The 23,032-nt window shown below is 46.2% G+C and carries 21 protein-coding genes and 1 tRNA gene; 8 read left to right on the forward strand and 14 right to left on the reverse strand.

Annotated elements, in window-relative coordinates; all coding sequences use genetic code 11:
- The first annotated feature begins 3 nt into the window (after nucleotides 1–3).
- Genes H3S82_RS09895 through H3S82_RS09905 form a run of 3 tightly spaced genes read left to right on the forward strand, consistent with a single transcriptional unit; the run spans nucleotide 4 to nucleotide 1,822 of the window.
- Nucleotides 4–171 (forward strand): hypothetical protein, encoded by a 168-nt coding sequence (locus H3S82_RS09895; RefSeq protein WP_178391754.1) that lies wholly within the window; start codon nucleotides 4–6, stop codon nucleotides 169–171.
- Nucleotides 172–1,200, forward strand: coding sequence for a hypothetical protein (locus H3S82_RS09900; RefSeq protein WP_198233345.1), 1,029 nt, complete (start codon nucleotides 172–174; stop codon nucleotides 1,198–1,200).
- A gap of 4 nt (nucleotides 1,201–1,204) precedes the next feature.
- Nucleotides 1,205–1,822 (forward strand): hypothetical protein, encoded by a 618-nt coding sequence (locus H3S82_RS09905; protein WP_198233344.1) that lies wholly within the window; start codon nucleotides 1,205–1,207, stop codon nucleotides 1,820–1,822.
- Between the two features lie 78 nt (nucleotides 1,823–1,900).
- Here the strand turns inward: H3S82_RS09905 and H3S82_RS09910 are convergent, their stop codons facing one another.
- Nucleotides 1,901–2,194 (reverse strand): hypothetical protein, encoded by a 294-nt coding sequence (locus tag H3S82_RS09910; RefSeq protein WP_198223877.1) that lies wholly within the window; start codon nucleotides 2,192–2,194, stop codon nucleotides 1,901–1,903.
- 284 nt (nucleotides 2,195–2,478) lie between these two features.
- Between H3S82_RS09910 and H3S82_RS09915 the strand changes: the two genes are divergently transcribed.
- The 3 genes from H3S82_RS09915 to H3S82_RS09925 all read left to right on the forward strand — a co-directional run bounded on the left by H3S82_RS09915 (nucleotide 2,479) and on the right by H3S82_RS09925 (nucleotide 4,223).
- Complete coding sequence (locus tag H3S82_RS09915; RefSeq protein WP_198233343.1) at nucleotides 2,479–3,144, forward strand: lysozyme; 666 nt, start codon at nucleotides 2,479–2,481, stop codon at nucleotides 3,142–3,144.
- A complete protein-coding gene (locus H3S82_RS09920; protein ID WP_198233342.1) occupies nucleotides 3,141–3,407 on the forward strand; it encodes a hypothetical protein in 267 nt (88 codons plus the stop codon). The genes H3S82_RS09915 and H3S82_RS09920 overlap by 4 nt, the downstream gene beginning before the upstream one ends.
- A 471-nt stretch (nucleotides 3,408–3,878) precedes the next feature.
- Complete coding sequence (locus tag H3S82_RS09925; protein WP_198233341.1) at nucleotides 3,879–4,223, forward strand: hypothetical protein; 345 nt, start codon at nucleotides 3,879–3,881, stop codon at nucleotides 4,221–4,223.
- Nucleotides 4,224–4,794: 571 nt separating this feature from the next.
- On the opposite strand, the gene H3S82_RS09930 is transcribed toward H3S82_RS09925, so the two are convergent.
- The 3 genes from H3S82_RS09930 to H3S82_RS09940 all read right to left on the reverse strand — a co-directional run bounded on the left by H3S82_RS09930 (nucleotide 4,795) and on the right by H3S82_RS09940 (nucleotide 6,896).
- Nucleotides 4,795–5,007 carry a hypothetical protein gene (locus H3S82_RS09930; protein WP_198233340.1) on the reverse strand — a complete coding sequence of 71 codons (213 nt, stop codon included), beginning with the start codon at nucleotides 5,005–5,007 and terminating at the stop codon, nucleotides 4,795–4,797.
- 378 nt (nucleotides 5,008–5,385) lie between these two features.
- Nucleotides 5,386–5,628: a hypothetical protein gene (locus H3S82_RS09935; RefSeq protein ID WP_198233339.1), complete on the reverse strand. Its 243-nt coding sequence runs from the start codon at nucleotides 5,626–5,628 to the stop codon at nucleotides 5,386–5,388.
- Nucleotides 5,629–6,819: 1,191 nt separating this feature from the next.
- Nucleotides 6,820–6,896, reverse strand: a tRNA-Pro gene (locus H3S82_RS09940).
- 595 nt (nucleotides 6,897–7,491) lie between these two features.
- Here H3S82_RS09940 and H3S82_RS09945 point away from each other — a divergent pair.
- Complete coding sequence (locus H3S82_RS09945) at nucleotides 7,492–9,753, forward strand: AGE family epimerase/isomerase (RefSeq protein ID WP_198233338.1); 2,262 nt, start codon at nucleotides 7,492–7,494, stop codon at nucleotides 9,751–9,753.
- Nucleotides 9,754–9,991: 238 nt separating this feature from the next.
- On the opposite strand, the gene H3S82_RS09950 is transcribed toward H3S82_RS09945, so the two are convergent.
- A complete protein-coding gene (locus H3S82_RS09950) occupies nucleotides 9,992–10,276 on the reverse strand; it encodes a hypothetical protein (RefSeq protein WP_198233337.1) in 285 nt (94 codons plus the stop codon).
- A 659-nt stretch (nucleotides 10,277–10,935) separates the two neighbouring features.
- Between H3S82_RS09950 and H3S82_RS09955 the strand changes: the two genes are divergently transcribed.
- A complete protein-coding gene (locus tag H3S82_RS09955) occupies nucleotides 10,936–11,271 on the forward strand; it encodes a hypothetical protein (protein ID WP_198233336.1) in 336 nt (111 codons plus the stop codon).
- Nucleotides 11,272–11,674: 403 nt separating this feature from the next.
- Here H3S82_RS09955 and H3S82_RS09960 read toward each other — a convergent pair whose 3' ends face one another.
- The 9 genes from H3S82_RS09960 to H3S82_RS11310 form a co-directional block, all read right to left on the reverse strand.
- Nucleotides 11,675–12,439, reverse strand: a complete 765-nt coding sequence (locus H3S82_RS09960; RefSeq protein ID WP_198233335.1) for a pyrroline-5-carboxylate reductase — start codon at nucleotides 12,437–12,439, stop codon at nucleotides 11,675–11,677.
- Complete coding sequence (metH, locus tag H3S82_RS09965) at nucleotides 12,436–16,239, reverse strand: methionine synthase (RefSeq protein ID WP_198233334.1); 3,804 nt, start codon at nucleotides 16,237–16,239, stop codon at nucleotides 12,436–12,438. The genes H3S82_RS09960 and metH overlap by 4 nt, the downstream gene beginning before the upstream one ends.
- A 130-nt stretch (nucleotides 16,240–16,369) precedes the next feature.
- Nucleotides 16,370–16,615, reverse strand: coding sequence for a hypothetical protein (locus H3S82_RS09970; RefSeq protein ID WP_077972485.1), 246 nt, complete (start codon nucleotides 16,613–16,615; stop codon nucleotides 16,370–16,372).
- Between the two features lie 414 nt (nucleotides 16,616–17,029).
- Complete coding sequence (locus H3S82_RS09975) at nucleotides 17,030–17,401, reverse strand: YraN family protein (protein WP_198232341.1); 372 nt, start codon at nucleotides 17,399–17,401, stop codon at nucleotides 17,030–17,032.
- A gap of 365 nt (nucleotides 17,402–17,766) precedes the next feature.
- A complete protein-coding gene (gene rsmI, locus H3S82_RS09980) occupies nucleotides 17,767–18,651 on the reverse strand; it encodes a 16S rRNA (cytidine(1402)-2'-O)-methyltransferase (RefSeq protein WP_198232342.1) in 885 nt (294 codons plus the stop codon).
- A gap of 3 nt (nucleotides 18,652–18,654) precedes the next feature.
- Nucleotides 18,655–20,148 carry an acetyl-CoA hydrolase/transferase family protein gene (locus tag H3S82_RS09985; RefSeq protein ID WP_198232343.1) on the reverse strand — a complete coding sequence of 498 codons (1,494 nt, stop codon included), beginning with the start codon at nucleotides 20,146–20,148 and terminating at the stop codon, nucleotides 18,655–18,657.
- Nucleotides 20,149–20,234: 86 nt separating this feature from the next.
- A complete protein-coding gene (pyrF, locus tag H3S82_RS09990) occupies nucleotides 20,235–20,930 on the reverse strand; it encodes an orotidine-5'-phosphate decarboxylase (protein ID WP_198232344.1) in 696 nt (231 codons plus the stop codon).
- Nucleotides 20,931–21,939: 1,009 nt separating this feature from the next.
- Nucleotides 21,940–22,722, reverse strand: a complete 783-nt coding sequence (locus H3S82_RS11420) for a lytic transglycosylase domain-containing protein (RefSeq protein WP_198232345.1) — start codon at nucleotides 22,720–22,722, stop codon at nucleotides 21,940–21,942.
- A 61-nt stretch (nucleotides 22,723–22,783) separates the two neighbouring features.
- A complete protein-coding gene (locus H3S82_RS11310; RefSeq protein WP_255519312.1) occupies nucleotides 22,784–22,915 on the reverse strand; it encodes a hypothetical protein in 132 nt (43 codons plus the stop codon).
- Nucleotides 22,916–23,032: the final 117 nt, after the last annotated feature.

Below are 23,032 nucleotides of genomic sequence, written 5' to 3' on the forward strand. Positions count from 1 at the left end.
ACAATGGATGAACACCCTTTTGCAATATCCGGCATAAAAGAGCCGGAGAAAATCCGCATATTGATTTACGCGAATAATCAAATGGCGCATGTTGCCCTTTCCGCACTTCTTATGCCGTTACAGAACAAAATTACCGAACTTGACAACCGTTTGAAGAAACTGGGGGTTTAAATGGCTGTACCCTATCATACACACACTTTCGAAATTCCGACTGCAACGCCGCAGGATATGGCAGCACGTGCTTCCAATGACAAAGCCGTAACGCCTTCGGTTCTGGGCACGGCTGCAACAGCCGATAGAAGCGAATTTGCAACGGCCGAACAGGGCAAACGAGCCGATAGTGCCGTTCAACCGGAAACGCTCGGCACTTTGGCCAGAAAAGACAAAGTCGTTTTAACTGAAATTGAAACAAATGGCGCGCCTTCAAACACGACTTTTCTATCCGGCAATGGTTGGCAGACCCTTACCGGTGGCGGCGACATGACAGTTGCACTCTATGACCCGTCGGGTAAGCGAACCGACGCGTTCGATATGGGCAATATGAGAGAAGCGTCAAATGCCAAAATTATGACAGCCGACGAACGCGACAAAATTGCAAAACTGGACAAGACCTATCTTCCCAAAACCGGCGGCACGATTACCGGCAATCTCGATGTCAGCCAGGATTTGAAGGGGTCTCGATCACTTAAAACCAACGGATGGGTTTTGATAGAAAATGATGGAACAGACGATGTCAATCATTACGGCATAAGGCTGACTGTTCCCGAAAAAAAATCCGATCATACTGCGGAAATAACCTTGGGAGCGGCAGGAGAACTCCGCTTCGGAATGGCAAGTTCGCCTTCGGATTATGTGCTTCAATGTTATCAAAATGGTTACGTCCGTGTTCAAAGCGGTTTGATTGTTGGTGACAAGACAAATGTGAGGACTGATGGCAACATCCTTGGTTCAACCTGGACAAACGGAGACCTCTCCAGTCATATCGAAAGCCGCTGCGCTGCGTTTCAAAACGCATGTGTCACCAACAGCCGGATTTCGGCTGGGGTAATGCTGCGAACCTCAACAAATGTATTGGCGGAGATGCCGTCCGGATACTTTGTTACAACCGGTTATTGGATTAACGGGCAATTATGCATGAGCGGCAGGCAGCCGCAGCTTTATATCAAAGATATCGGTTGGTTTCCTTTAGGGGCGTGGTAAAAAAATGAAAAATTTTGGTAAACTTTCAATAACTCTGGAAGAAATCAAGCTTGGTGAAGATATCAAGGATGAAAAAGGTAATATTATCCAGAAAGCCGCAACTGTCATCATTCACGTGTTGAAAGATAAAGACGGAATTGAGTGGCACGATCTTTTCGAAAAATATCCGCATAAATTCTATATCGCTATCGACGACACAAAACACATTATTTCCATGGCGGATGACCCGGAACAGTCGCAAATTGCAGGTTTTGATATTATCGGCATTGACGGGAATTATGGCGAAACTTTCGGTCCGGGCGGCAGTGTCTATGGCAAGCTATGGGACGGAGAAAAGATTGTTGCAGCTCCCCCTGTATTTCCGCCTTTAACAGCGCGGCAATTCTGGCAGGCAGCTCTTGTCATCGGTGTCAGAGAAGAAAACCTCACCACCGGTATAGCCAATAAGGATAGCCCTTTTTACATTGAAGATGAAGAGGAACGCGAAAGCGTACTCATTGATATTACCAAAGCGACAAGCTTTACCCGTGATTTTCCGCTTTTGAAAAAAATGGCCGAAGTCAACAAAATTCCGGATACGCAGCTCGATACTTTATGGAATTGGGCTGCCAATATCCGGTAAATGCTGCCGTAAAACCGACTAAAAACCCCGCATCTTTTGCTTCGGTTTTATGGCCTCTTGGAAATAAGCGGAGATGTTTTATGATTGAAGCCGTGCTTTGGCTTTATTTATTTCTTCCCGGTTAAAAAGCGGATGCCATTTTTCGTTGTTTGCAACAAGCGATTCAACCGTCAAATCAAGCCGGTTCTTCTCGAATAGCTTAAAATAACCGGAAGGAATAGTTTTGGCGTTGATCAACTTTTTAGCAGCGACAACGCCACCTTCCCGATCAACCATTTGTCTGAAGATGGGAAATTTTATTCCAACTTCATGAAGAGCTTTATCATAAATAGCCAGCATTTCTTTATGAAATTCATCTTCCAGACTTGCCATTAAATTCCCCTCCCGAATGAAACTGAACCAAAGCTTACAATATCATAAGCTGCCACCTTTTTTAAAAGAAAAACGTGAACAATTTTCGTGTTTTTCACAAGCGATTGCGGTTTAAAGCAAACGGAACACGCTTCTAAATGAATTTATGGTTGCAGCGCATGAGCCGCGCCCACCTTATCCGGTTTTTTAACAAAAGCAAAAATTTACTTCATTGAATATTGAACCACCACCCCGCTTTGCGCGGGGTTTTTTATTGCCTTCATTTATCATTGATAGGAAACACCATGACACGACAAATAAGCCCCCACGGCCTTGAAAAACTGAAACAATGGGAAGGCCTCAAAACCAAAGCTTATAAGGATGCTGGCGGGGTGTGGACTATCGGCTATGGGCATACGGCCATGGCCGGTTCTCCAGTGCCATATCAGGGCCAAGTTATTACCGCAGCAGAAGCGGAAAGCATTCTTTTGAAAGATCTTGTACAGTATGAAGCGGCGGTCGAGAACAACGTAAAAGTCAAGCTCAACGACAACCAGTTTGCCGCTCTCGTATCTTTTGCTTTCAATGTCGGCATTGGTGCTTTCAAAAATTCGACACTGCTCAAGAAATTGAACCAAGGCAATTTCAACGCGGTTCCGACCGAATTGATGAAATGGACAAAAGCGGGGGGCAAAAAAATTCAAGGCCTTGTCAACCGGCGGCGGGCCGAAGGGTATCTGTGGATGGAAGGCGCGTTCGTGACGTCCAAAGATGTCGTGCCCGAACAAAACACTGTTCATCCGGTGTTGAAACCGGAAGTCATCGGGCCGGTTATCAGTGCCGCTTCCGGCTTGACCGGTTTTGTTACCGGTTCGGGACCGTTCCAATGGGCGTTAGCAGCCGTCATGGTGATCGGCGTTGCAATTGGCAGTTTCTATTTTCTCAAACGATTTAGAGAGGCGGAATTATGACAACATTCGAACGCCTGACTATCACCATTGCCATCATCATTGTCGTCATTTTTGCCGCCGTGTCCGGCGGTATTTTTATCGGTCAAGAGTTGCAAAAACAAAAGTCGCTAAAGGCTGCGATCACAGCTTTTGAAAATTCTCACGAGGTTGAAAATGAAGTTGAAGCTCTTACTCCCTATCAGCGCTGCCTTGCTGTTGGCGGGGTGCCAGACCAATGCAAAATTCTCCTGCGCGGGTTGGACAAAACCACCCAAGGTAAATGATGCCGCACGCCTTGTCGAAAATGAGCCGGCAATCACCAAATGGATTATCTCGACCGACCGGTTTGGACAGAAACAGAAATGCTGGAAATGAAAAAGCTGATTATCACAATGCCAAGTGGCATTTATTAAAAGTCGATAAATTGGCGGCGCGTTGACGCCAATGTTTTAGGCGAATTTTCTGAACAATCGGCAAGAAACACTGTGACAGAAAACCGAATGCCGTTTTCCGGCCAAGCCCTATCACCTGTTTTATAACATATGAAATGTGGTGGTCTTCCAATAAATATCATTGTTAAAAAATCCTGCCGGCATCCTATCTCTCGCAAAATTACAAACATTTTCGACTTATCAATGTTCTTCTTAGCCTTCCTGTCGACACAGCTTTCGCCCGCTTGTCGTAACATTAGCCGATCAACTTATGAGAGCAAATAATATTTTAATAGCGGCTCGCGCTTATCATGGACTAATCAAATGTCAGAAAACAATCCCTCACCCGACTGGCTTGCCTATCTTGTCAGGTTAGGGCTTCTTGCTCTTGCCGGTGCTTGCGGCAGTTTTTTAAGCCAGCTTAACGACGCTCCAAAAAAATGGCCGCAACGCGTAATGGAATGGGTTGGCGGTGCTTTATGTGCCATTTACGGAGCCGAGCTTGCCGCCAACACCCTTTCTCATCTGCTTGATAAATTCGACCTGATCGATGGTTCCTATGTTGTGCCGGAAAAATTTCTCGGCCTTGCCGGTTTTTTATGTGGTGCCTTGGGTGTCGCAATTATCGATAGTGTCATAAGCCTCTTGAGAAGAAAATTCAGTTCATAACCAAGTCTTCGCAACCAATCCTCATGCACTCGCTAAACCTGCTTTTTTGCACATCAGATCAATAAAGGAAGGAACATGTTGACGCACGGACAAAAAGAACTTTCAAACTTTGTCACAACCGGTTTGCTACCCTATTGAATATCGCTTATTGATTGGCGGCAGAAAAAGGCAAACAGAAACCAATTTCATCTAAATTACCGCCGCTTTACCCCCTCATGAAACTTTGAATTATCGAATGGTAACCCTACTATCTCCTATTTTGCCTTTATAAAGCTACGAAACCCATTCTTACAGAAATATGCTCGAACACAGGTAGCGTCGGTTTAGATTACGTTCAATTTTCTTCCCATCCCTTGCTTGAGAAACTTATAAGCAAAGCTATCGCTTTGAGCTCCAAGCCTTGGGTGTTCAACATTAAAATCCCGCTTAAACCTTAAATTGGCAGGTTTGCAGCAAAGGTCTCATCGGTTTTTAAGTTCGTTTGACCGGCCCTTGAAACAAACCCGAAACAGAATGAAAGGCGAAACTCCAAAGCGGGGCTTAAGCGCCGTGGAGATGAAAAACAGCCGATCTATTCAATCGGCAATTTCGGCTTCCACCCCCGACCATAGCCAACAGACATAGCAGAAGCCGCAACTGCGATTTGGTGGATGAGCATTTTCCGTTCTTCAAGCAAAGCTCTAATGAGGGCTTTTGCATCCCCATCATAGGCTGCAATGAGGCCATCAATATCGTCTTCACAACTATCGTTTGAAACAGCTTTGCTCACTTTGCGCGACTCCATTTTTGTTCTCGTATTGTTCTTATTTTTCTAAAAAGAGTCAATTAAAAAATTGTTCAGGCTAATGGCCTAAACGAACCCCTTACCCAAATTATATGCGGTTGGCAAACTGCCTTTTCAAGCAGCACTTCCTTTTCTGTGCAATTGCAAAGTCCGCTTTCCTCGGAGCAAATTGATTTCTGATTATCAAGAATTTTTGCACTTATTTTTCAAGAACTTGCCGGCCTAAAGACCACCGAAATCACGAAATATAATACTGGCTCACGCTTGGTTCCGGTTTGCTTAAAACCGCTTTGTTTTCCCGATTTTTCAGATAACCAAATGTGGAAAAAGAAAAATAATTAAACCTATTTTCCGTTACGAAAGGCATGAAGCAATTAGCTAACAGCAATCTCTGTCATGACAAGCTTCCACGGATGATTTTAGAATATCGGCGATAGAAAGAACAAGTTTCATGTCCATTCCTTTTATTTGAATAAATCCGGAATGTTCATAAAACCTCTTGGCGTTTTCACCCATCCCCGCAACGACAACAGCACGGAAAGCAACAAGCCCTGAAGCGGAGATGACCAAAAGAAGGGCATTGCGCAAAAGCGCAGCCCTTACCTTGGTGATTTCTATCAACCGCCATGTATACCAAGAAGTGCTATCGGAATTTCATCCAGGCGCGTGAGCCTCTTTGGTTTTACGCGAGCGCAATAAAAGTTTTTAATTAACAGATTAGCCGTGTTTTGAGCCAGAGGTTTGGAAGCGCCTCCGAAAAAAGAGGCGCTTCCGGTTTTTTAGTGTTCTACGGGAAAATCAACAGGAAGTGACTTTGCCATTTCAACTCCCTTTCCAATTCTCCCCTTTGTCACGTCCGATATTCGCCCCTGATTTATTTTAAAATAGGAGGAAATAATATGACATTTTATGCCTTTTGAACGTGCCAACTTAATTACTGAAGCCATATGGTCATTTACTAAGTTCATAGGAATGTCCTGTTGAAAGAACCGTCGCAAAGGAAGAAAATCTACGATTACGCGTTTCTTCTCATTTCACACATTGATATTTTCAAAAATGAAAGATAAAATGTGTGATGACCAATAAGAATAACCCGTAATCGTGAATCTCCAATTCGCAATGGTTTATTTTATTTTCAAATCAAGCCTTGGCGCTACCCAAGGCTTGATTGTTAATGGCGGAATTGTCATTAACAGTTTTAGTGTAAATTATAATCTGTAAAAGTGTCAATTACCAATATTAAACGGGTTCTATTCTTTAAATTTAGTAAACCGGCTAACTATTACTTTTTGTACTATTGAAGGAATAATAAATATTTGAAAATGCTATAGAAACTTCATTTTTAAAAAAACGAAAAAGAGTTTGATTACTCGAAAACAATGTATTCTTTCGCTGAAATTTTTGAAATTTAAAAACATTAATTTTTAAGAAAAATAGAATGAATTCTATATTTTTACCGAATCACTTCTTTTTTAGGCTGTAAGTGCAACTAACCGGAAACATTTTATTATAAGCTCCGCGTGTCGCCTTCAGCCTGTGTTTTTCCGTCAAAGATATAGATAAAATATCCGGTTGTTCTGGCAATCTTTTCATTGAACGGGGGCATTTCATTTGAACGGGGACATTTCATTCGAGCGCGAGCATTTCGTTCACGCGCGGGCATTTTAATTGACACGATTGAGACTTATGAACCCTAACTTTTCAAACAATGATAGACGATAAAATCCGGCGCAAAACAGCATTGCTTTTTCGATGTTTTGAACTTTGGAAATTGGGCGGTTTGCCGCTTAAATAACAAATTTTGATGAAAAATGGTCGGAGTGAGAGGATTTGAACCTCCGACCCCCTCGTCCCGAACGAGGTGCGCTACCAGTCTGCGCTACACTCCGACTAACTGGTGTTGGCGGGCTTATACCGTTATGACAGACTTCTCGCAAGTGTTTTTTAAAAAAACCCGCTCAACAATTATTCATTTCCTGTCTGTTTCCCCCTTCTTCCTTCAATTACAATCGCCTTCTCCGGATTTGTTTCCCCTATATTGGCTCCCTTCCCCTCGTACAACAGAGCCTTTGTTATAGTTTGCTTGAATTTTTTCACCGAAGCACGAGATTTTGCTGGTAGTGCGGGAGGTTGTTGCCGCTTCAAAATGCTTTTCCCACCTCTCGACATTTCTGTTACAAGTTTGGCCTATTTTTTCTTTCTTGACGTTTTTTTCTTTTCCTGTTTTGTGAGCGTTCAGACGCTTTTCCCGTTTATCCAATCTGGCAAAGATCACGCCGACAAGTTGTCCCCAAAGACCAGTTTAAAATTATCTGCCGGTTCTCACAGCCATAAAACAATCGCTTGGAGAAGCGCTCAACTATTATCGGTCTTCATTCTATTGGTTTTATTATTTTTTATGCGGCGGGCGGCATTGACTTGACCTAAGCCAATGAAAAGCGATAGCAAGAATATGCTTTTTAAGTTCAAGCCGGAAAAGAAAAAATGGCCGAAAAAATCATCAGTTTTATCATGAGTGGCGGCGTTGGCACCCGCCTTTGGCCATTATCGCGTGAAGATTTTCCAAAACAGTTTCATGACCTTTCCGGCAAAGGCTCGATGGTCTCCGGCACTGTCAAGCGCATGAATGCCCGGCCAAGCGGCCACGGGCCGATTTTTCTGATTGCTTCGGAAGCTCATGAATACCGTTTGCGCCATGATATTGCCGGTTTGCCATTAAATGGCGGGCGCCCGATTTTTGAACCTTTGGGGCGAAATACGGCGGCGGCTGTTGCTTTGGCAACAGCCATCACCCTTGCCGAATATGGCGACAGTCTCATTCTGGTTGCCCCGTCAGACCATGAAATTTCAACCGATGACGATTTTTGGAAAACCATTCACGAAGGGGAAGAAGCCGCAAGAAGCGGGCGCATTGTGGTTTTCGGAATTCATCCGGATAAGCCGGAAACCGGCTATGGCTATGTCGAAACAGGACAGGAAAAAAACGGCGTTTATGACGTTATCCGCTTTGTTGAAAAGCCGGATGTTGAAACGGCCAAAAAATATTTGCAATCGGGCAATTTTTTATGGAATTCGGGAATATTCCTTTTTTCTGCGGAAACCATGAAAAAAGCCTTTCTCGAGTTCCAGCCGGAAATCTGGAAGAAGACAGTCGAGGCACTTAAAAGCGCTCATACCGATATATCGGGCACATGGCTAAATTACGAGCATTATGCGGCTATTCCTTCCGATTCAGTCGATTATGCCATTATGGAGCATGTCAAGGACATTGCGCTTGTGCCCGCCCGCTTTCACTGGAATGATCTCGGCTCGTGGCAATCGCTTTTGAACCAGCAATCAAGCCCCACACCGCCTGATGAAAATGGTAATGTGATTATGGGCGATGTTGTGGCGATTAATTGCCATGGCAGCTATCTGCGCTCGGAAGCGGGGTTACTATCGGCTGTCGGGCTTCACAATATGGCGGTTGTCGCAACGACAGACGCAACTTTTGTGGCTCCCGTCAAAGAAAGCCAGAATGTGCGCGACGTGGTGGCAACACTTGAAAAAGCCGGAAGGCTTGAAACCAAATTCACCCCTGCCGCCGATAAAATACCGCAAAGCGGTGCCTATCTCACCCGTGTCGAGCATTGGCTTTTTGACGAGGCGCTGCCGCTTTGGTCAACCCGCGGGGTTGATGAAAAAGGCGGCTTTTATGAAGCCTTGGGTTTTGGCGGAATGCCGGTATTGCGCGCCAAACGCATGCGCACAATGGCACGCCAGATTTATGCTTTTGCCATGGCCGGTGAAATGGGCTGGGACGGCCCTTATAAAGAGCTGATCGACCACGGCCTCGAATTTATCGGCAAAAATGGCAGAACAGACCGTGGCGGGTGGGTTTTGCAGCTTTCACAAGATGGCAACGTTCTCAACGCAACCGAAGACAGTTACGATCAGGCTTGTGTGTTGTTGGCACTTGCGCACGCCCATCGTGTCGGCAATAAAAAAGCCTTGCCGCTTGCTATGGAAACCTTTTCTTTTATCGACCTTCATCTTGCCGATAAAGAAGGCAAGGGCTTTTTTGAAAATGCCAAAGCCGACGGAGAGAAAACATTCCGCCGTTCCAACCCGCATATGCATTTGTTTGAAAGTTTCATGGCCTGGTATGACGTGACAGGTGACAGAGATTATCTTGAACGGGCAGAACGCATTGTCGACCTGTTCAAGGAACATTTCTTTGATGAAGATAGCTGGACCCTTGCCGAATATTATGACAAGGACTGGCAGAGAGCTCCCGCTCCCGATGGTGACATTTGCGAACCCGGTCACCATTTTGAATGGTCGTCGCTGCTTGTCGATTTTTCCCAAAAAACCAATGACCGCAGCGTTATAAAACTTGCCAAAAAGCTTTATGCCTCGGCCATTGCCAACGGTTTGAACCGCAAGACGGGACTTGCCTATAACACGATTTCGCGCCACGGTATGCCAATCGACACCAATTCGAGAAGCTGGCCGCAAACCGAAGCGATCAAAGCAGCCCTTGCGCTTGATGGCAATGACGGGCCGGATTTGAAACCTGAAATCGAAGCGCGTGTGGGAAGGCTTTTCCGGTGGCATATCGACGCCGCCCCCAAAGGTTTATGGATTGACCTTATATCGGAAAACGGCCGCGCCATTGCCGAAGATGTTCCGGCTTCCATTTTTTATCATATGATAACGGCTTTAACGCAATATCGGAAATTTGCCCAACATTGGAAGGTAGCTTGAAACCTCGCCGGTCATTTCATTTAAATCTGCCCTGCCCCATTCAATCACCCGCACGGTCTTTTCATGTCACCCTTCAAAACAGGGACAAGAATTGCCACGTTTAAAACCGGACGATCCGGGCTCACGCGGAAAAGTGTAAGATGCAAAATTCAGGAAAACAATAAAAAACCCGTCCGGCATGTGTTGCCAAACGGGCTTTTATCGGGGTTCCGGTTTATGATTATCTTACGACAACCTATCAATACCAATGAGGATGCGGATGCCAGGGCCGCGGACCATAATGGGGACCATGTGGTCCGAAATGCGGGCCATAATAGGGCGGCGGTGGCGGCGGAGCCGGATAGAAGTGCCGGTGCTCGAAATAGCGCCGATGCGGCGGATAGTGGTGATGATAGCGGTCATAATGATGACGATGGCCGTTATCGATGATGATGACAGGATAAACATCAGCCTTAGCAGAAAGTGCACCAAAAAGCGGCACTGTCATTGCAAGGCTTAAAAGAAGAACAATCAGTTTTCTCATGTGAGATACCCTTTTAACGATTCTTGAGAATCATCTTATGCTTTGTTAGCTGAACTTATCCTGAACTTTTTGTTAATCTTCTGTTCATCTTCGCTTTGATGAGAATCGACCGACAACCAGCTTCCCGAAAAATGCTATAAGCGACTGCCCCAAAAAGTGTCTCGAGCGGCCACCCCGAAAAGGCACATTACTTCCCGAAAAGTGGCTCAAGCGGCCACCCCGAAAAGGCACATATGCTTCCCGAAAAGTGGTTCAAGCGGTTGCCCCAAAAAGTTCCACATGCTTCCCGAAAAGTGTGAAACGGTTTTTGGTGAAGAAGCATGTGATAAAGAAGTATGGTTTTCGGTAAAGAGCTGCGATAATGAAAGACCACGATTTTCGATGGAGAGCCATAGCAAACAACCGGTAATACCTTTTTAAAACCGGTTTCAACAACCGGCCAACTTTCGGACAAACACTTAAAGAACAAATGATTGCGGCCAAAAAAATTTAAAAAAACCGGAACGGGTAAATAGTCCAGATAGCATTTGATAGCCACAACTATCTCGCGCACTATTGAAAAACTTCTGGCGATAGTCCCGCTTTTCTCCCGTCAAACTCGAAATTGATTGTAAAAAAATTATTTCGAGTATTACGATGATCGCACGGGGAATCTCGATATGAGATATATTTTGCTGATTTTCATTTTTTTCACAGCCTCATTTCCGGAACTTGCTGCGGCAAATACACCTTGTTCAGGCCGGAAAGGCGGCATTTCCCATTGTGTTGGCAGAACCTTTATCTGTAATGACGGTTCAACCAGCGCATCGACCAAAGATTGTTCGGCCTATATGGGCGGCCGTGCAACAAACCGCCAATCTTTGGAAAGCAGCCCGTCTTTTATGGAACCATCATCGGGAAATTGTTCTTGCCGGTCGGGAACCTATTGCGTTGGCCCCAGAGGCGGACATTATTGTTATTCCGATAGCGGGCAGAAAAACTACCTTCCCCACTGAAAGCAATTCCTGAAAATGTAATCAATCCCGAAAACCGGTCGCAAAAATTGCGGATACGTCAAACCAAATGCTTTTTAAAAAGGTCGTCCGGCAACCAAGCCGATTGTTTTAGATTATTCACCGACCGCATCCGATATGTTCGAGGTTTTCTCACGCCGTCATTGCTTTGAAGCTTTGCAACCCTCCCGAACCGCGCAAATTTTCTGTCAGGTGCCCGACCGCCTTTTCTATGCCCGCAGAGTTTTATTGCTCGGGTATTGTTGATTTAAAACCGTTCACAAATGGCGCGCGATCGGTTGCAAGCACCTCCCTTGCCTTTTCTATGCCCGCGAGGCTTTAACGCACTGGCATTGTTATGAACCTGCTTTCGCACAGAAACGGAGCTTGATTGCTTTTAAGCGCCTCACTCGCCCTTGATACGTTTGAACGCTTCATCAAGGCCGCCGGTGAGCGCTTCTCTGCCGCCATGATCGGTAAAATATTCCGAGACCAGCTCGTTTGTGCCCTTCTTGGTCGAATATTCGGCTTCCAAAGCGGTAAAATCGGGCTTATTGGCTTTCCTTGCCTCGTCGGCAAGATTGCCAAACATAGAGGCAAGAAACGGTGCCGACTGGCTTTCATCAAGCCCGTTTTTCTCTAACCACCGGTTTGCTGTTTCGATGAAATTGAAATAGACGCCCATCAGAGAACCGGCCGTCATCATCAAGGCAAACTGGCTTTCAGCCTTGACAGCAATTGCCCCACCCATCGCATTGAAAATTTTCTTCAATTCCGGATTATCGGGATAAATTGCTGTCATCCCTTTGGCTTCCGCAACAAAGGGAAGCGGCACGGCGCGAAAAACCTTTTTGCCAATCCATTTTTCAGTTTCACTTGCCGTTGCCATGGCAATAACCGAAATAACTGTTTTTGCTTTAGTAAAATCGAGTTTTTTCAATTCTTCCTCGGCAATCTGGCTTCTTAAACAAATGAAAACATCATCGCTCTGGTCGATTACATCCTGATTGTCTTTGCCGATTTTGACCTTGTCAAAACGCTTTGAAAGCTCTGCCGCGCGGTTTGCATTTCGGGGAGAAATCGTAATTTGTTCCACCGGAAGATTGCTCTTCATCAAGCCTGCCACCATGGCCGAGGCAATGGTTCCCGTACCGATAAAACCTAGTTTCATTTGTCTCTTTTAACCTCGTAATTCAAGATCGGGCCAAGCCAGCGTTCGACTTCGCTCACCGGCATTGCTTTTCTTTCGGCATAATCTTCAACCTGATCGCGTTCGACCTTGGCAACGCCGAAATAATAGCTGTCGGGATGGGAAAAATAAAGTCCGGCAACCGACGAGCCGGGCCACATGGCGTAACTTTCGGTCAGTTTCACACCGGTATTTTTTGTCGCATCGAGAAGCTCGAACAATGTGCCTTTTTCGGTATGATCGGGCTGTGCGGGATAGCCGGGAGCCGGACGTATGCCGCGATAATGTTCAACAATCAGATCTTCTTTTGTCGAATTTTCATCGGCTGCATAACCCCAATAGACTTTGCGAACGCGTTCATGCAGACATTCGGCAAAAGCTTCGGCAAAACGGTCGGCCAAAGCTTTGACCAGAATGGAAGAATAATCGTCGTTTTCGCGTTTGAAACGCTCGGCAATTTTTTCCTCTCCAAAGCCACTTGTCACCACAAAACCGCCAAGATAATCGGGCGTGCCGACAGGAGCAACAAAATCGGCAAGAGCAAGATTGGGCTTTCCCTCGCGCCGCTGCAATTGCTGGCGCAAAGTGAAGAAGGTTGCCCGCTCGTGTTTTCTTGTTTCATCAGTGTAAATGCGGATGTCGTCACCAACGCGATTTGCCGGCCAAAAGCCGATTACCGCCTTTGGATGGAACCATTTTTCGGCAATGATTTTTTTCAGCATTTTTTGCGCGTCGTCATAAAGCTGGCGGGCCGTTGCCCCCTGCTTTTCATCATCAAGAATTGCCGGAAAACGCCCGCGCAATTCCCAGCTCTGGAAAAACGGTGTCCAGTCAAAATAGGTCGAAAGTTCGGCAAGATCCCAATCGTCGAATTTTTTGACACCAAGAAATGTCGGCTTGACCGGTTTATAATTCTTGAAATCGAGTTTCAGTGCATTTGCGCGCGCTTCACTTAATGAAACGCGGGTCTTTTGTTGTTCGCCCCTTTCATGGGCGGCGGCAAGTTTCGCATATTCCTGACGGATTTTTTTGATTGTTTCGGTTTTTGTTTGCGGGGAAAGGAGCGATGAAACAACCCCCACCGCCCGACTTGCATCAAGCACATAGACACTCTGCCCGCGGTGATATTGCGGGTTGATCTTGACGGCCGTGTGAACGCGGCTTGTCGTTGCCCCGCCGATCAACAAGGGAATGTCGAAGCCCTGACTTTCCATTTCGTGGGCAACATTGACCATTTCATCAAGTGAAGGTGTAATGAGGCCGGAAAGACCGATTGCATCGGCTTTTTCACGCCGTGCCGCATCAAGAATGGTTTGTGCCGGAACCATCACACCAAGGTCGATAATCTCGTAATTATTGCAGGCAAGCACAACGCCGACAATGTTTTTGCCAATATCGTGAACATCGCCTTTGACTGTTGCGAGAATAATTTTACCTGCACTCTGATGGCCTTCGCCACCATTTTTACGCTTTTCCTCTTCCATATAGGGAAGAAGAATGGCGACAGCCTGCTTCATCACGCGGGCGGATTTGACCACCTGCGGCAAAAACATTTTGCCGGATCCGAAAAGGTCGCCCACCACATTCATGCCGGCCATAAGCGGCCCTTCAATGACATCAAGCGGGCGTTCGGCTTTTTGGCGTGCTTCTTCCGTATCGGCGTCGATATATTCGGTAATGCCGTTCACAAGAGCATGTTCAAGGCGCTTTTCCACCGGCAATTGTCGCCAGCTCAGGTCTTTTTCTTTCTTCACGCCGCCACCGGCCTTGCCGCGATATTCTTCCGCTAGTGCAAGCAGGCGCTCGGTTGCGCCAGCGTCTTTATTCAGGATCACATCTTCACATGCTTTTTTAAGCTTGGGTTCAATTGTATCGTAAACGGCCAATTGTCCGGCATTGACAATGCCCATATCCATACCGGCGGCAATTGCCCGATAAAGGAAGACCGAATGCATCGCCTCGCGAACTGGCTCATTGCCACGGAACGAGAATGACAGATTGGAGACCCCGCCGGAAATATGGCAATAAGGCAATTTTTTGCGAATTTCCTTGGTCGCTTCGATAAAATCGACGGCGTAATTGTTGTGCTCGTCAATACCGGTGGCAATGGCAAAAATATTGGGGTCGAAAATAATATCTTCAGGCGGGAAACCGACCTTGTCGACAAGAATTCTATAAGCCCGCTCGCAGATTGAAACCTTGCGTTGTTCGGTGTCGGCCTGGCCTTTTTCATCAAAAGCCATCACCACAACCGCCGCCCCGTAACGGGAGGCAAGTTTTGCGTGTTCGATAAACTTTTCCTCGCCCTCTTTCAAGGAAATGGAATTGACGATGGATTTACCCTGCACACATTGAAGACCGGCTTCAATAACTTCCCATTTGGATGAATCAATCATGACGGGGACACGGGAAATATCAGGCTCGGCGGCAAGAAGATTTAAAAATTTGCGCATGGCCGCAATGGAATCAATCAAGCCTTCATCCATATTGATGTCGATGACCTGCGCACCGTTTTCCACCTGATTGCGCGCAACATCAAGAGCGGCGGTATAATCATTATTGGTTATGAGTTTGCGAAACCGTGCCGACCCTGTGACGTTGGTACGCTCGCCAATATTGACGAAAGGAATGTCGTGGGTGAGTGTAAACGGTTCAAGACCCGACAAATGCAAAAGCTTTTCCTGCGGCTTGGGCTTCCTCGGTTTGAACGGTTTGACCGCCTCGGCAATGGCGCGAATATGGTCGGGCGTGGTCCCGCAACAACCGCCGACAATATTGATGACACCTTCACGCGCATATTCTCCAAGCTCTTTTGCCATAATTTCCGGCGTTTCATCATAACCGCCAAAAGCATTGGGCAAACCGGCATTGGGATAAACACAAATCAGTTCTTCTGTATTGGCGGCCATTTCCTTGACGAGTGGCAGCATGGCTTTTGCGCCTAACGCACAATTAAGCCCGACGGAAAACGGCTTGGCATGGGCAACCGAATAAAGAAAGGCAGTCGGCGTTTGTCCGGAAAGTGTGCGCCCCGACATATCGGTAATTGTGCCGGAAATCATAATCGGCAATTCGATATTTTTTTTGGCAAAAACTTCTTTTGCGGCAAAAATAGCCGCTTTGGCATTGAGCGTATCGAAGATCGTTTCAATGAGAAGCAGGTCAACACCGCCATCAATCAGTGCATTGATCTGCTCGCCATAGGCAATGCGCAATTCATCAAAGGTAATGGCACGAAAACCGGGATTGTTGACATCGGGCGAAATCGACGCGGTCTTATTGGTCGGGCCAATGGAACCGGCAACAAAGCGCGGCTTGCCATCTTTCTCTTCTGCCCGTAAAGCCGCACGGCGCGCAAGACGGGCGCCGTCACGGTTAAGCTCGTAAACCATATTTTCCATGCCATAATCGGCCTGTGCAATGGTGGTTGAGGAAAATGTGTTGGTTTCCAGAATGTCGGCACCAGCCAAAGCATAGCGCAAATGGATGTCTTCAATGGCTTTCGGCTGGGTCAATGTCAAAAGGTCGTTATTGCCTTGAAGAGCACAGCTACAGGCCACAAACCGTTCACCACGAAAATGTTCTTCGTCAAAATGGAAAGACTGGATTTGCGTTCCCATCGCGCCATCAAGAATAAGAATGCGCTCGCGTGCCAATTGGCGCAATTCTTCCGTGCGGTTTTTCGGCTTTTCTGTTTGACCGAACAATTGTTCTACAGGATTTTGCGTTTTGCCCGAGGCTTTCTCTTCACCGGAAGATGACTTTTCGACAATATGTGACATAGCAGGGGAACCTTTCATATCAGCCGGTCATGAGTGACATAAAGATTTCTTTATGTCAATAAATTGCAAGAATAGAAATAAAAAACGCCGGTATAAACCGGCGCCTTTTTAATAAAACTTTTTGTGATCGTCACCGGACAAAAATACCGATTGAACATGCGACACACAAAACTGACAGAATTATCAAAATAAGATAGGCTTTTTTCTTGTCGAACAGAATTGCGAAAGCAGAAAACCAGCCCATAATACCGGCGCTTAATGCAAACATAAAACCGGCGCGGTTCATGGCGACAAGATGGGCAGCCAAGAGGCCACCGATAATCAGCGCACCAAAAACTATTATAAGACCGGTTGCGAACTTCTCATAATCGTCCATAATCAATCCTCTTCAAGCGGGCTTGCAATTCTTCATAAATCAAAGTCCGGCTACTTGATGTTACTTTTCCTTCTAGCGCATGAAAGACAAAAACGAAATGTTTTTTTCGTTCAGGCGGGAAAGAAGGTTGACACGGACGGTTTTTGGTTTTCGTTGATGCGCTTTAAAGCAACAACACCCCGCGATGATTGGCAACCATTCGCCTTTTGTAGAGACATCCGCCTTATGGCACTCGTCCGCTTTTGTCAAAGCATTTGCCCTTTAGCACTCTTCGCCTCCAAAAACACATCCGCGTTACGAGCGTCTTTGCCTTCCGTTACAGCATCTGCACCAGTTGCTCCACTTGCAAAGAGCCGGACGATGAAACATAATCATTGTCGCTTTGACAACCTGACATCACCAAATTGCTCTTTTTCAAAAATTTTCAGGATGAAAAAACCCCTCTATATGGCGGGGCAATTTCCACGGGCTGATCGCAATCAAATCATAGCGCAGTCGCAATTTTTTGCGGTCAGGCTGACGCGCGAGAAATATATTGGCTGCATTGTCAAAACGTTTTTCACTTGGCTGTTTAACCGCTTCCATCGCCTCTTCAATGGTGGGGCGCGCTTTCACTTCAACAATGGCAATAACATGCCCACGCCGCGCTATAATATCAATTTCGCCGAAACGGGTTTCAAACCGGCGTGCCGCAATATGATAGCCCTTCATTTGCAGCCATAAGCCCGCAAGCCTTTCAGCATAAATGCCGCGTGAATAGGTTTTCTGCTTGCGTTTTTTGTTCATGATCTCTCTTCATGAAAGGGGAAGACAAATGACACATCTATCTACTCATAAGAATAAAGATTTATACAGAAATATTTTTGAAAAAACACAATGCTTTGACCGTACCTCCCGAATATTTCAAAGGCGAGAGGGCCGAAAATTTAAAAATTGACGGAAAAGAAATTTAACGGATTTGTTGAGCCCCTCATCTTTTTCAGTTACTTGGGCTTTTTTAGCCACCTTAAGCTTTTTCATCCTCTTATCTTTTTCGGTTAGGCGGGCTTCTTATCCTCTGGCCTTCTTGAGCCCCTCATCTTTTTCAGTTACTTGAACCTTTCGAGCCACCTTAACCTTTTTTTTAAAGCCCCTGATCCGCTTCAAAAAGCTTAATCCTTCAGCGATAAAAGGCGTTTGTAGAGTTCCGGTTTTTTGTGTCCTGTGATTTTCGCCGCTTCTGCGGCGGCTTTTGCTGCGGGAAAATCTTTCGCAAGGTCGATCAGAAGCTTGTCGATTTCTTCCGCACTGAATTTTTCTTCCTGTTTTGACGGTGGTTCAACAATGATAACAATTTCGCCGCGTATCTTTTCGCTATCATTATAGCGTTCTTTCAATTCCAAAAGTGGCGCGACATCGACTGTCTCGAATTTTTTGGTCATTTCGCGACAAATTGCGCCACGGCGGTCTTTCCCGAAAACATCAACCATATCGGCCAAAGTTGTAGACACGCGATGCGGGGATTCGTAAAAAATCAATGAAGCAGGAATTGAGCCCAGTTCTTCAAGGCGGGCTTTTCTTTGCATGGACTTTGTTGGAAGGAAGCCGGAAAAGAAAAAGCTGTCGGTCGGTAGCCCCGTTGCGATCAATGCTGTCAAAGCGGCCGAAGCACCCGGCACCGGCACGATTTTGATTTTTTTTTCGCGCGCTTCGGCAACCAGCCGGAAACCGGGGTCAGAAATTAGCGGCATACCGGCATCACTCACCAGTGCGACCGACTGGTTATCTTCGAGAGCGCCGAGAAGTTTTCTGCCTGCTTCCTCGACATTATGTTCCTGATAGACAATTGCCTTCTGGTGAATGCCATAGCGATCAAGCAATATGCGAGTCACTCTGGTATCTTCGCAGGCAAGCAAATCGGCAGCGGCAATTGTTTCTATTGCCCGCAAGGTGATATCGCCAAGATTTCCTATCGGTGTTGCCACAAGGTAGAGCGCCGGTTCAAGTGCCGGTGCTTCATAAGCATTCGCCCCGATGATATATTTCCTGTCTGCCAAAACTCATCCTAACATTGAACCCGTTTTCTTGAACTTTTCATGCAATGAAAAGGCTTCTTCAAGAATATGCGGGGTCTGGCCGCCAACCGTTTTGCAAGCACGATCGAAATAATCGCGCAATACATCGTGATAATCGGGATGGGCACATTTTTCAATGATAAGCGGTGCACGTTCACGTGGTGCAAGACCGCGCAAATCGGCATAACCCAATTCTGTCACCAGAACATCGACATCATGCTCTGTATGGTCGACATGGGCAACCATCGGCACAACGGAAGAAATCTTGCCACCTTTGGCAACCGATTTCGTTACAAAAACCGAAATATAGGCATTTCTCGCAAAATCGCCCGAACCGCCAATGCCGTTCATCATATGGGTGCCACCGACATGGGTCGAGTTGACATTGCCGTAAATGTCGCATTCAAGCGCGGTATTGATTGCAATAATACCGAGGCGGCGGATAATTTCCGGATAATTCGAAATTTCCTGCGGCCGCAGGATCAACCGGTCCTTATAGCGTCCGATATTCGGGAAAACACGTGCAGCACAGGCTTCACTCAAAGTAATGGACGAGGCCGATGCAAAATCGAGCTTGCCGGCATCAAAAAGTTCGAAGGTCGAATCCTGCAACACTTCGCTATACATCTGCAAATTATGGAACGGACTATTCACAAAGCCTGTCAGAACCGCATTGGCAATGGTGCCGATACCGGCCTGAATGGGGCTTAATGTCATATCCATACGCCCTTTATCGACCTCTTTTAAGAAAAATTCGGTCAAATGGCGGGCAATGGCATTGGTTGCATCATCGGCTGGCGAAATCAATGACGGGCTATCCGGCACATCCGAAATGACAATGGCCGCAATTTTGTTTTTATCCACCTTGATTGATGTCGTGCCGATGCGCGTATCGGGTTTTACAACCCCGACGGGCTTGCGGTTTGGCCGTGCTTCGGGAATATAGATATCATGTATGCCTTCAAAATCCGGATTGATACTGGTATTGAGTTCGATAATAATTTTATCTGCCCCCAAGGCAAAGCTTGCCGAATTGCCGACAGATGTCGTCGGCACGATCGAACCATCTTCATGAATCATCATCGCTTCGATAATGGCAATATTGACCGGCGGTAATTGGTGGGCGCGCAATTGCTCGACCATTTCCGACAAATGTTCGTCAATAAACATAACCTCGCCGCGATTGATTGCCGCTCTTAAAGCAGTGTCAACCTGAAACGGCATACGGCGGGCAAGAACACCCGCCTCGCTCAATATCTTGTCGGTGTCATGACCAAGAGAAGCGCCCGTCAACAGGCTGATTTTAAAGGGGTGTTTTTTCGCCCGTTTTGCCATTGCATGAGGAACAAGTTTGGCATCGCCCGCACGGGTAAAACCGCTCATGCCGACAACCATACCATCTTTTACCAGACTTGCCGCCTCGTCCGCCGAGACGATTTTTGCTCTCAATTCCTCACTTTGAATTCGATCTTCAAACATTCCATACTCCCATTCTCAACAACATTTCAGCCAGCCTCCCTGCGAAACTTTTGAAAATCCAGGTAACGTTTGCTGGGCTTATGCTATCAAGCCTCTTCCATTTCAGTTAAAATCAGCTTGGCCGCCTGTAACGGATTGTCCGCTTTGACAATCGGTCGGGCGACAACAAGATGACTTGCACCGGCTTGAATCGCTTCTTTCGGGCTCATAACACGTTTCTGGTCGCCTTTATCTGCCCCTTTGGGGCGAATACCGGGGGTGACCAGAGCCATATCAGGGCCAATAACATTTCTTAATGCTTGGGCTTCCGCAGCCGAAGCGACAATTCCACCCATTCCTGCCAAACGCGCGTCTTTCGCCCGCTTTAGCACCAATGTTTTGGCATCGTCTGAATAACCTGCCGCTTTAAGATCAGCGTCATCCATAGAGGTGAGCACCGTCACACCGAGGAGACAAAGATTGCTCCCTTTGGCCGCTTCTACCGCTGCCCGCATGGCTTTCGGATAGGCATGAACAGTCAACATATCGACACCGAGCTTGACGACATTTTGAACCGCACTCGCAATCGTATTGTCGATATCGAGGAGTTTCATATCAAGGAAAACTTTTTTGTTTGCCGCTTTGAGTTCACGGGCAAATTCAAGCCCGCCTGCAAACAATAATTGATAGCCAATTTTATAAAAGCCGACTGTATCACCTAATTGTTCAACCAGCTTTTCTGCCTGCCGAATATCAGCCACGTCCAATCCGACGATTAACCGATCTCGCATAACACTTGCCATCAATCAAACTCCATTCCCATGACCCTTTTAACAAACCTCAACCCTTTTAACAATCCTGACCTATTTTAACGATCTGGAATTGACTCCAAGTGGTATAAATCCTGTTCCGGTCCTGTTCCGACTTCCTTAATTTTTGAAATCAAACTGTTCTTGAACAGAATAGGTTCCATTAAAAAGCTCATTATCAGGCATAGGCCGAAAGTACAACTTTCCACTCATCCTTATCATGCAATTGTACCCTGTTATCAAGCAATTATCGTCTCTTATCAAGTAATTGTGCTTCAAGACCAAACAATTGTGCACCTTTTGTCCGACAATTTTGACGAGGCTCAAAACAATCAGGCTTAAACCGGTTCACGTCTGTCAGTTACGGGCAAAAACTTTCAAAACAGCATTCACTTCTTCGGGGCGCTTATTCTCATTGTTGGACAAACAGTGCTCTTTGAAATGACAATCGGGAAATTGTAACAAAACGACAATCAAGAAACTGTATCAAAACCTGTTTTTGTGAAAAAACTTAAGTGCTGTTTTTAGAAAGCTGGTCAATGTATTCCGGTCTTCGATGCTATCGGTTTCCCATGATGGTCAGATCATCACCAAAGCGAAGCACCAAGGCCAGATCATCAAAGTCAGATCATGATGGCCGGATTATTATGGATAGATTATTATGATGAGATCACTCGACCTTGGAGCGCAGTGAACATATGCAACCGGTCAGTTTTTTCCGGAAAGCCACTCTGTTACACTCGATGAAATCTCTATTATTGTTGAACAGCTTGTCGAGTGACACGCCAAACAGCATTCATTCACCGGCATTTTTTTTGAAAGCTTGAATGGATTATGCTTAATCTTGCTTTGCTTAATAGTGCTTGCTTCGCTTGATACCGGTTTTAATATTGGTAAGTGTCGCGCCCCATAAAACCGGCCGCTTGCCCGTAAGTGATCTTTATGTGCTTTTCTTTTGGCAAAAGCATAACAATCAAAGAGGTGAACCCGACTTTTTTAAAAATCAGGTCCCGCTACTTTTCATTTGTGGTATCGGAATATTGACCGTGCCGTTACCGGTGCTGGCATCGGTTTTCGGTCTGGTAACCGATTCGACAGCATTTCTTGCGTCATCCGAAATGCCGGAATTGTCGCCAAGCCCTGTCTCGCCTAAAAGTCCTTTAGCCTTGGCATCATAATAATAACCGCGGGCATAAAGACGCACGGCCTGCGTCTCGTCGCCTTCTGCCACTTTATAGGCTCCTGCCAGATATTTCACGGCAAAACGCAAATTCGTTTCTGCGTCAAGAAGCCCTTTCGGATCTCCTTGGTAGCCCATACCTTTGGCGGTCGGATGACTGATTTGCATGAGACCGAGATAGGGCCCGTTACGACTATTGGGGTTACCATTGCTTTCGCGTTTGACAACGCGTCTTACGAGACTTTCCGGCACATTATAGGCCATTGAATATTTGGAAATGAGCTGTTCGACTTCCGGGCTTGCATGGGCAAGTTCAACGGGCCCCGACGAGGATTTGAGGGCATCGGGATTGGCGGCATTTTCTCTAGCGAGAGCTGCAGGATTGGCTTCTTTTCCATTATATGCCAATTCCTTGAACACCGGAACCGGAATTTTTTTGTCAATCAGATAACCGTATGATAACGGCGTTGTCATTGTTCCGACACGTGCAAACGACGCGGTTTCATCAGCGAGTTCGGCTTTGGGCTTATTTTGCTGGGTACATGCTCCCAGAAAACCCGTTAGTACGACAATACTGCCACTGACTATCAAACGTCGTTTAGTCATACACCACCCGTTTTTAATACAAACTTTTTCTTAAAACCTGTCCAAGCCCCATTCAACTTGTTCAGGCTTTCATAAAATATTCAGGAAAGCCAAATATTTTGGCCATCAAAAACGCACATACGCTGTACTCTTTGCCGCTGTACACTTTGCCGCCGTACTCTTTGCGCGACAACTCCCGATGAGCCAATTTCATGGCAATCCTGTGACCAAAATGTCATTTTTCAGTCATTTATGTGGATAACCTCGTGAAAAACCGATGTTCGACATGAAAGCGCACCACACTCAATGAAGCTCCGGAACGTTATCCAAT

The sequence above is a fragment of the Bartonella sp. M0192 genome (assembly GCF_016102305.1).
GTDB lineage: Bacteria > Pseudomonadota > Alphaproteobacteria > Rhizobiales > Rhizobiaceae > Bartonella > Bartonella apihabitans.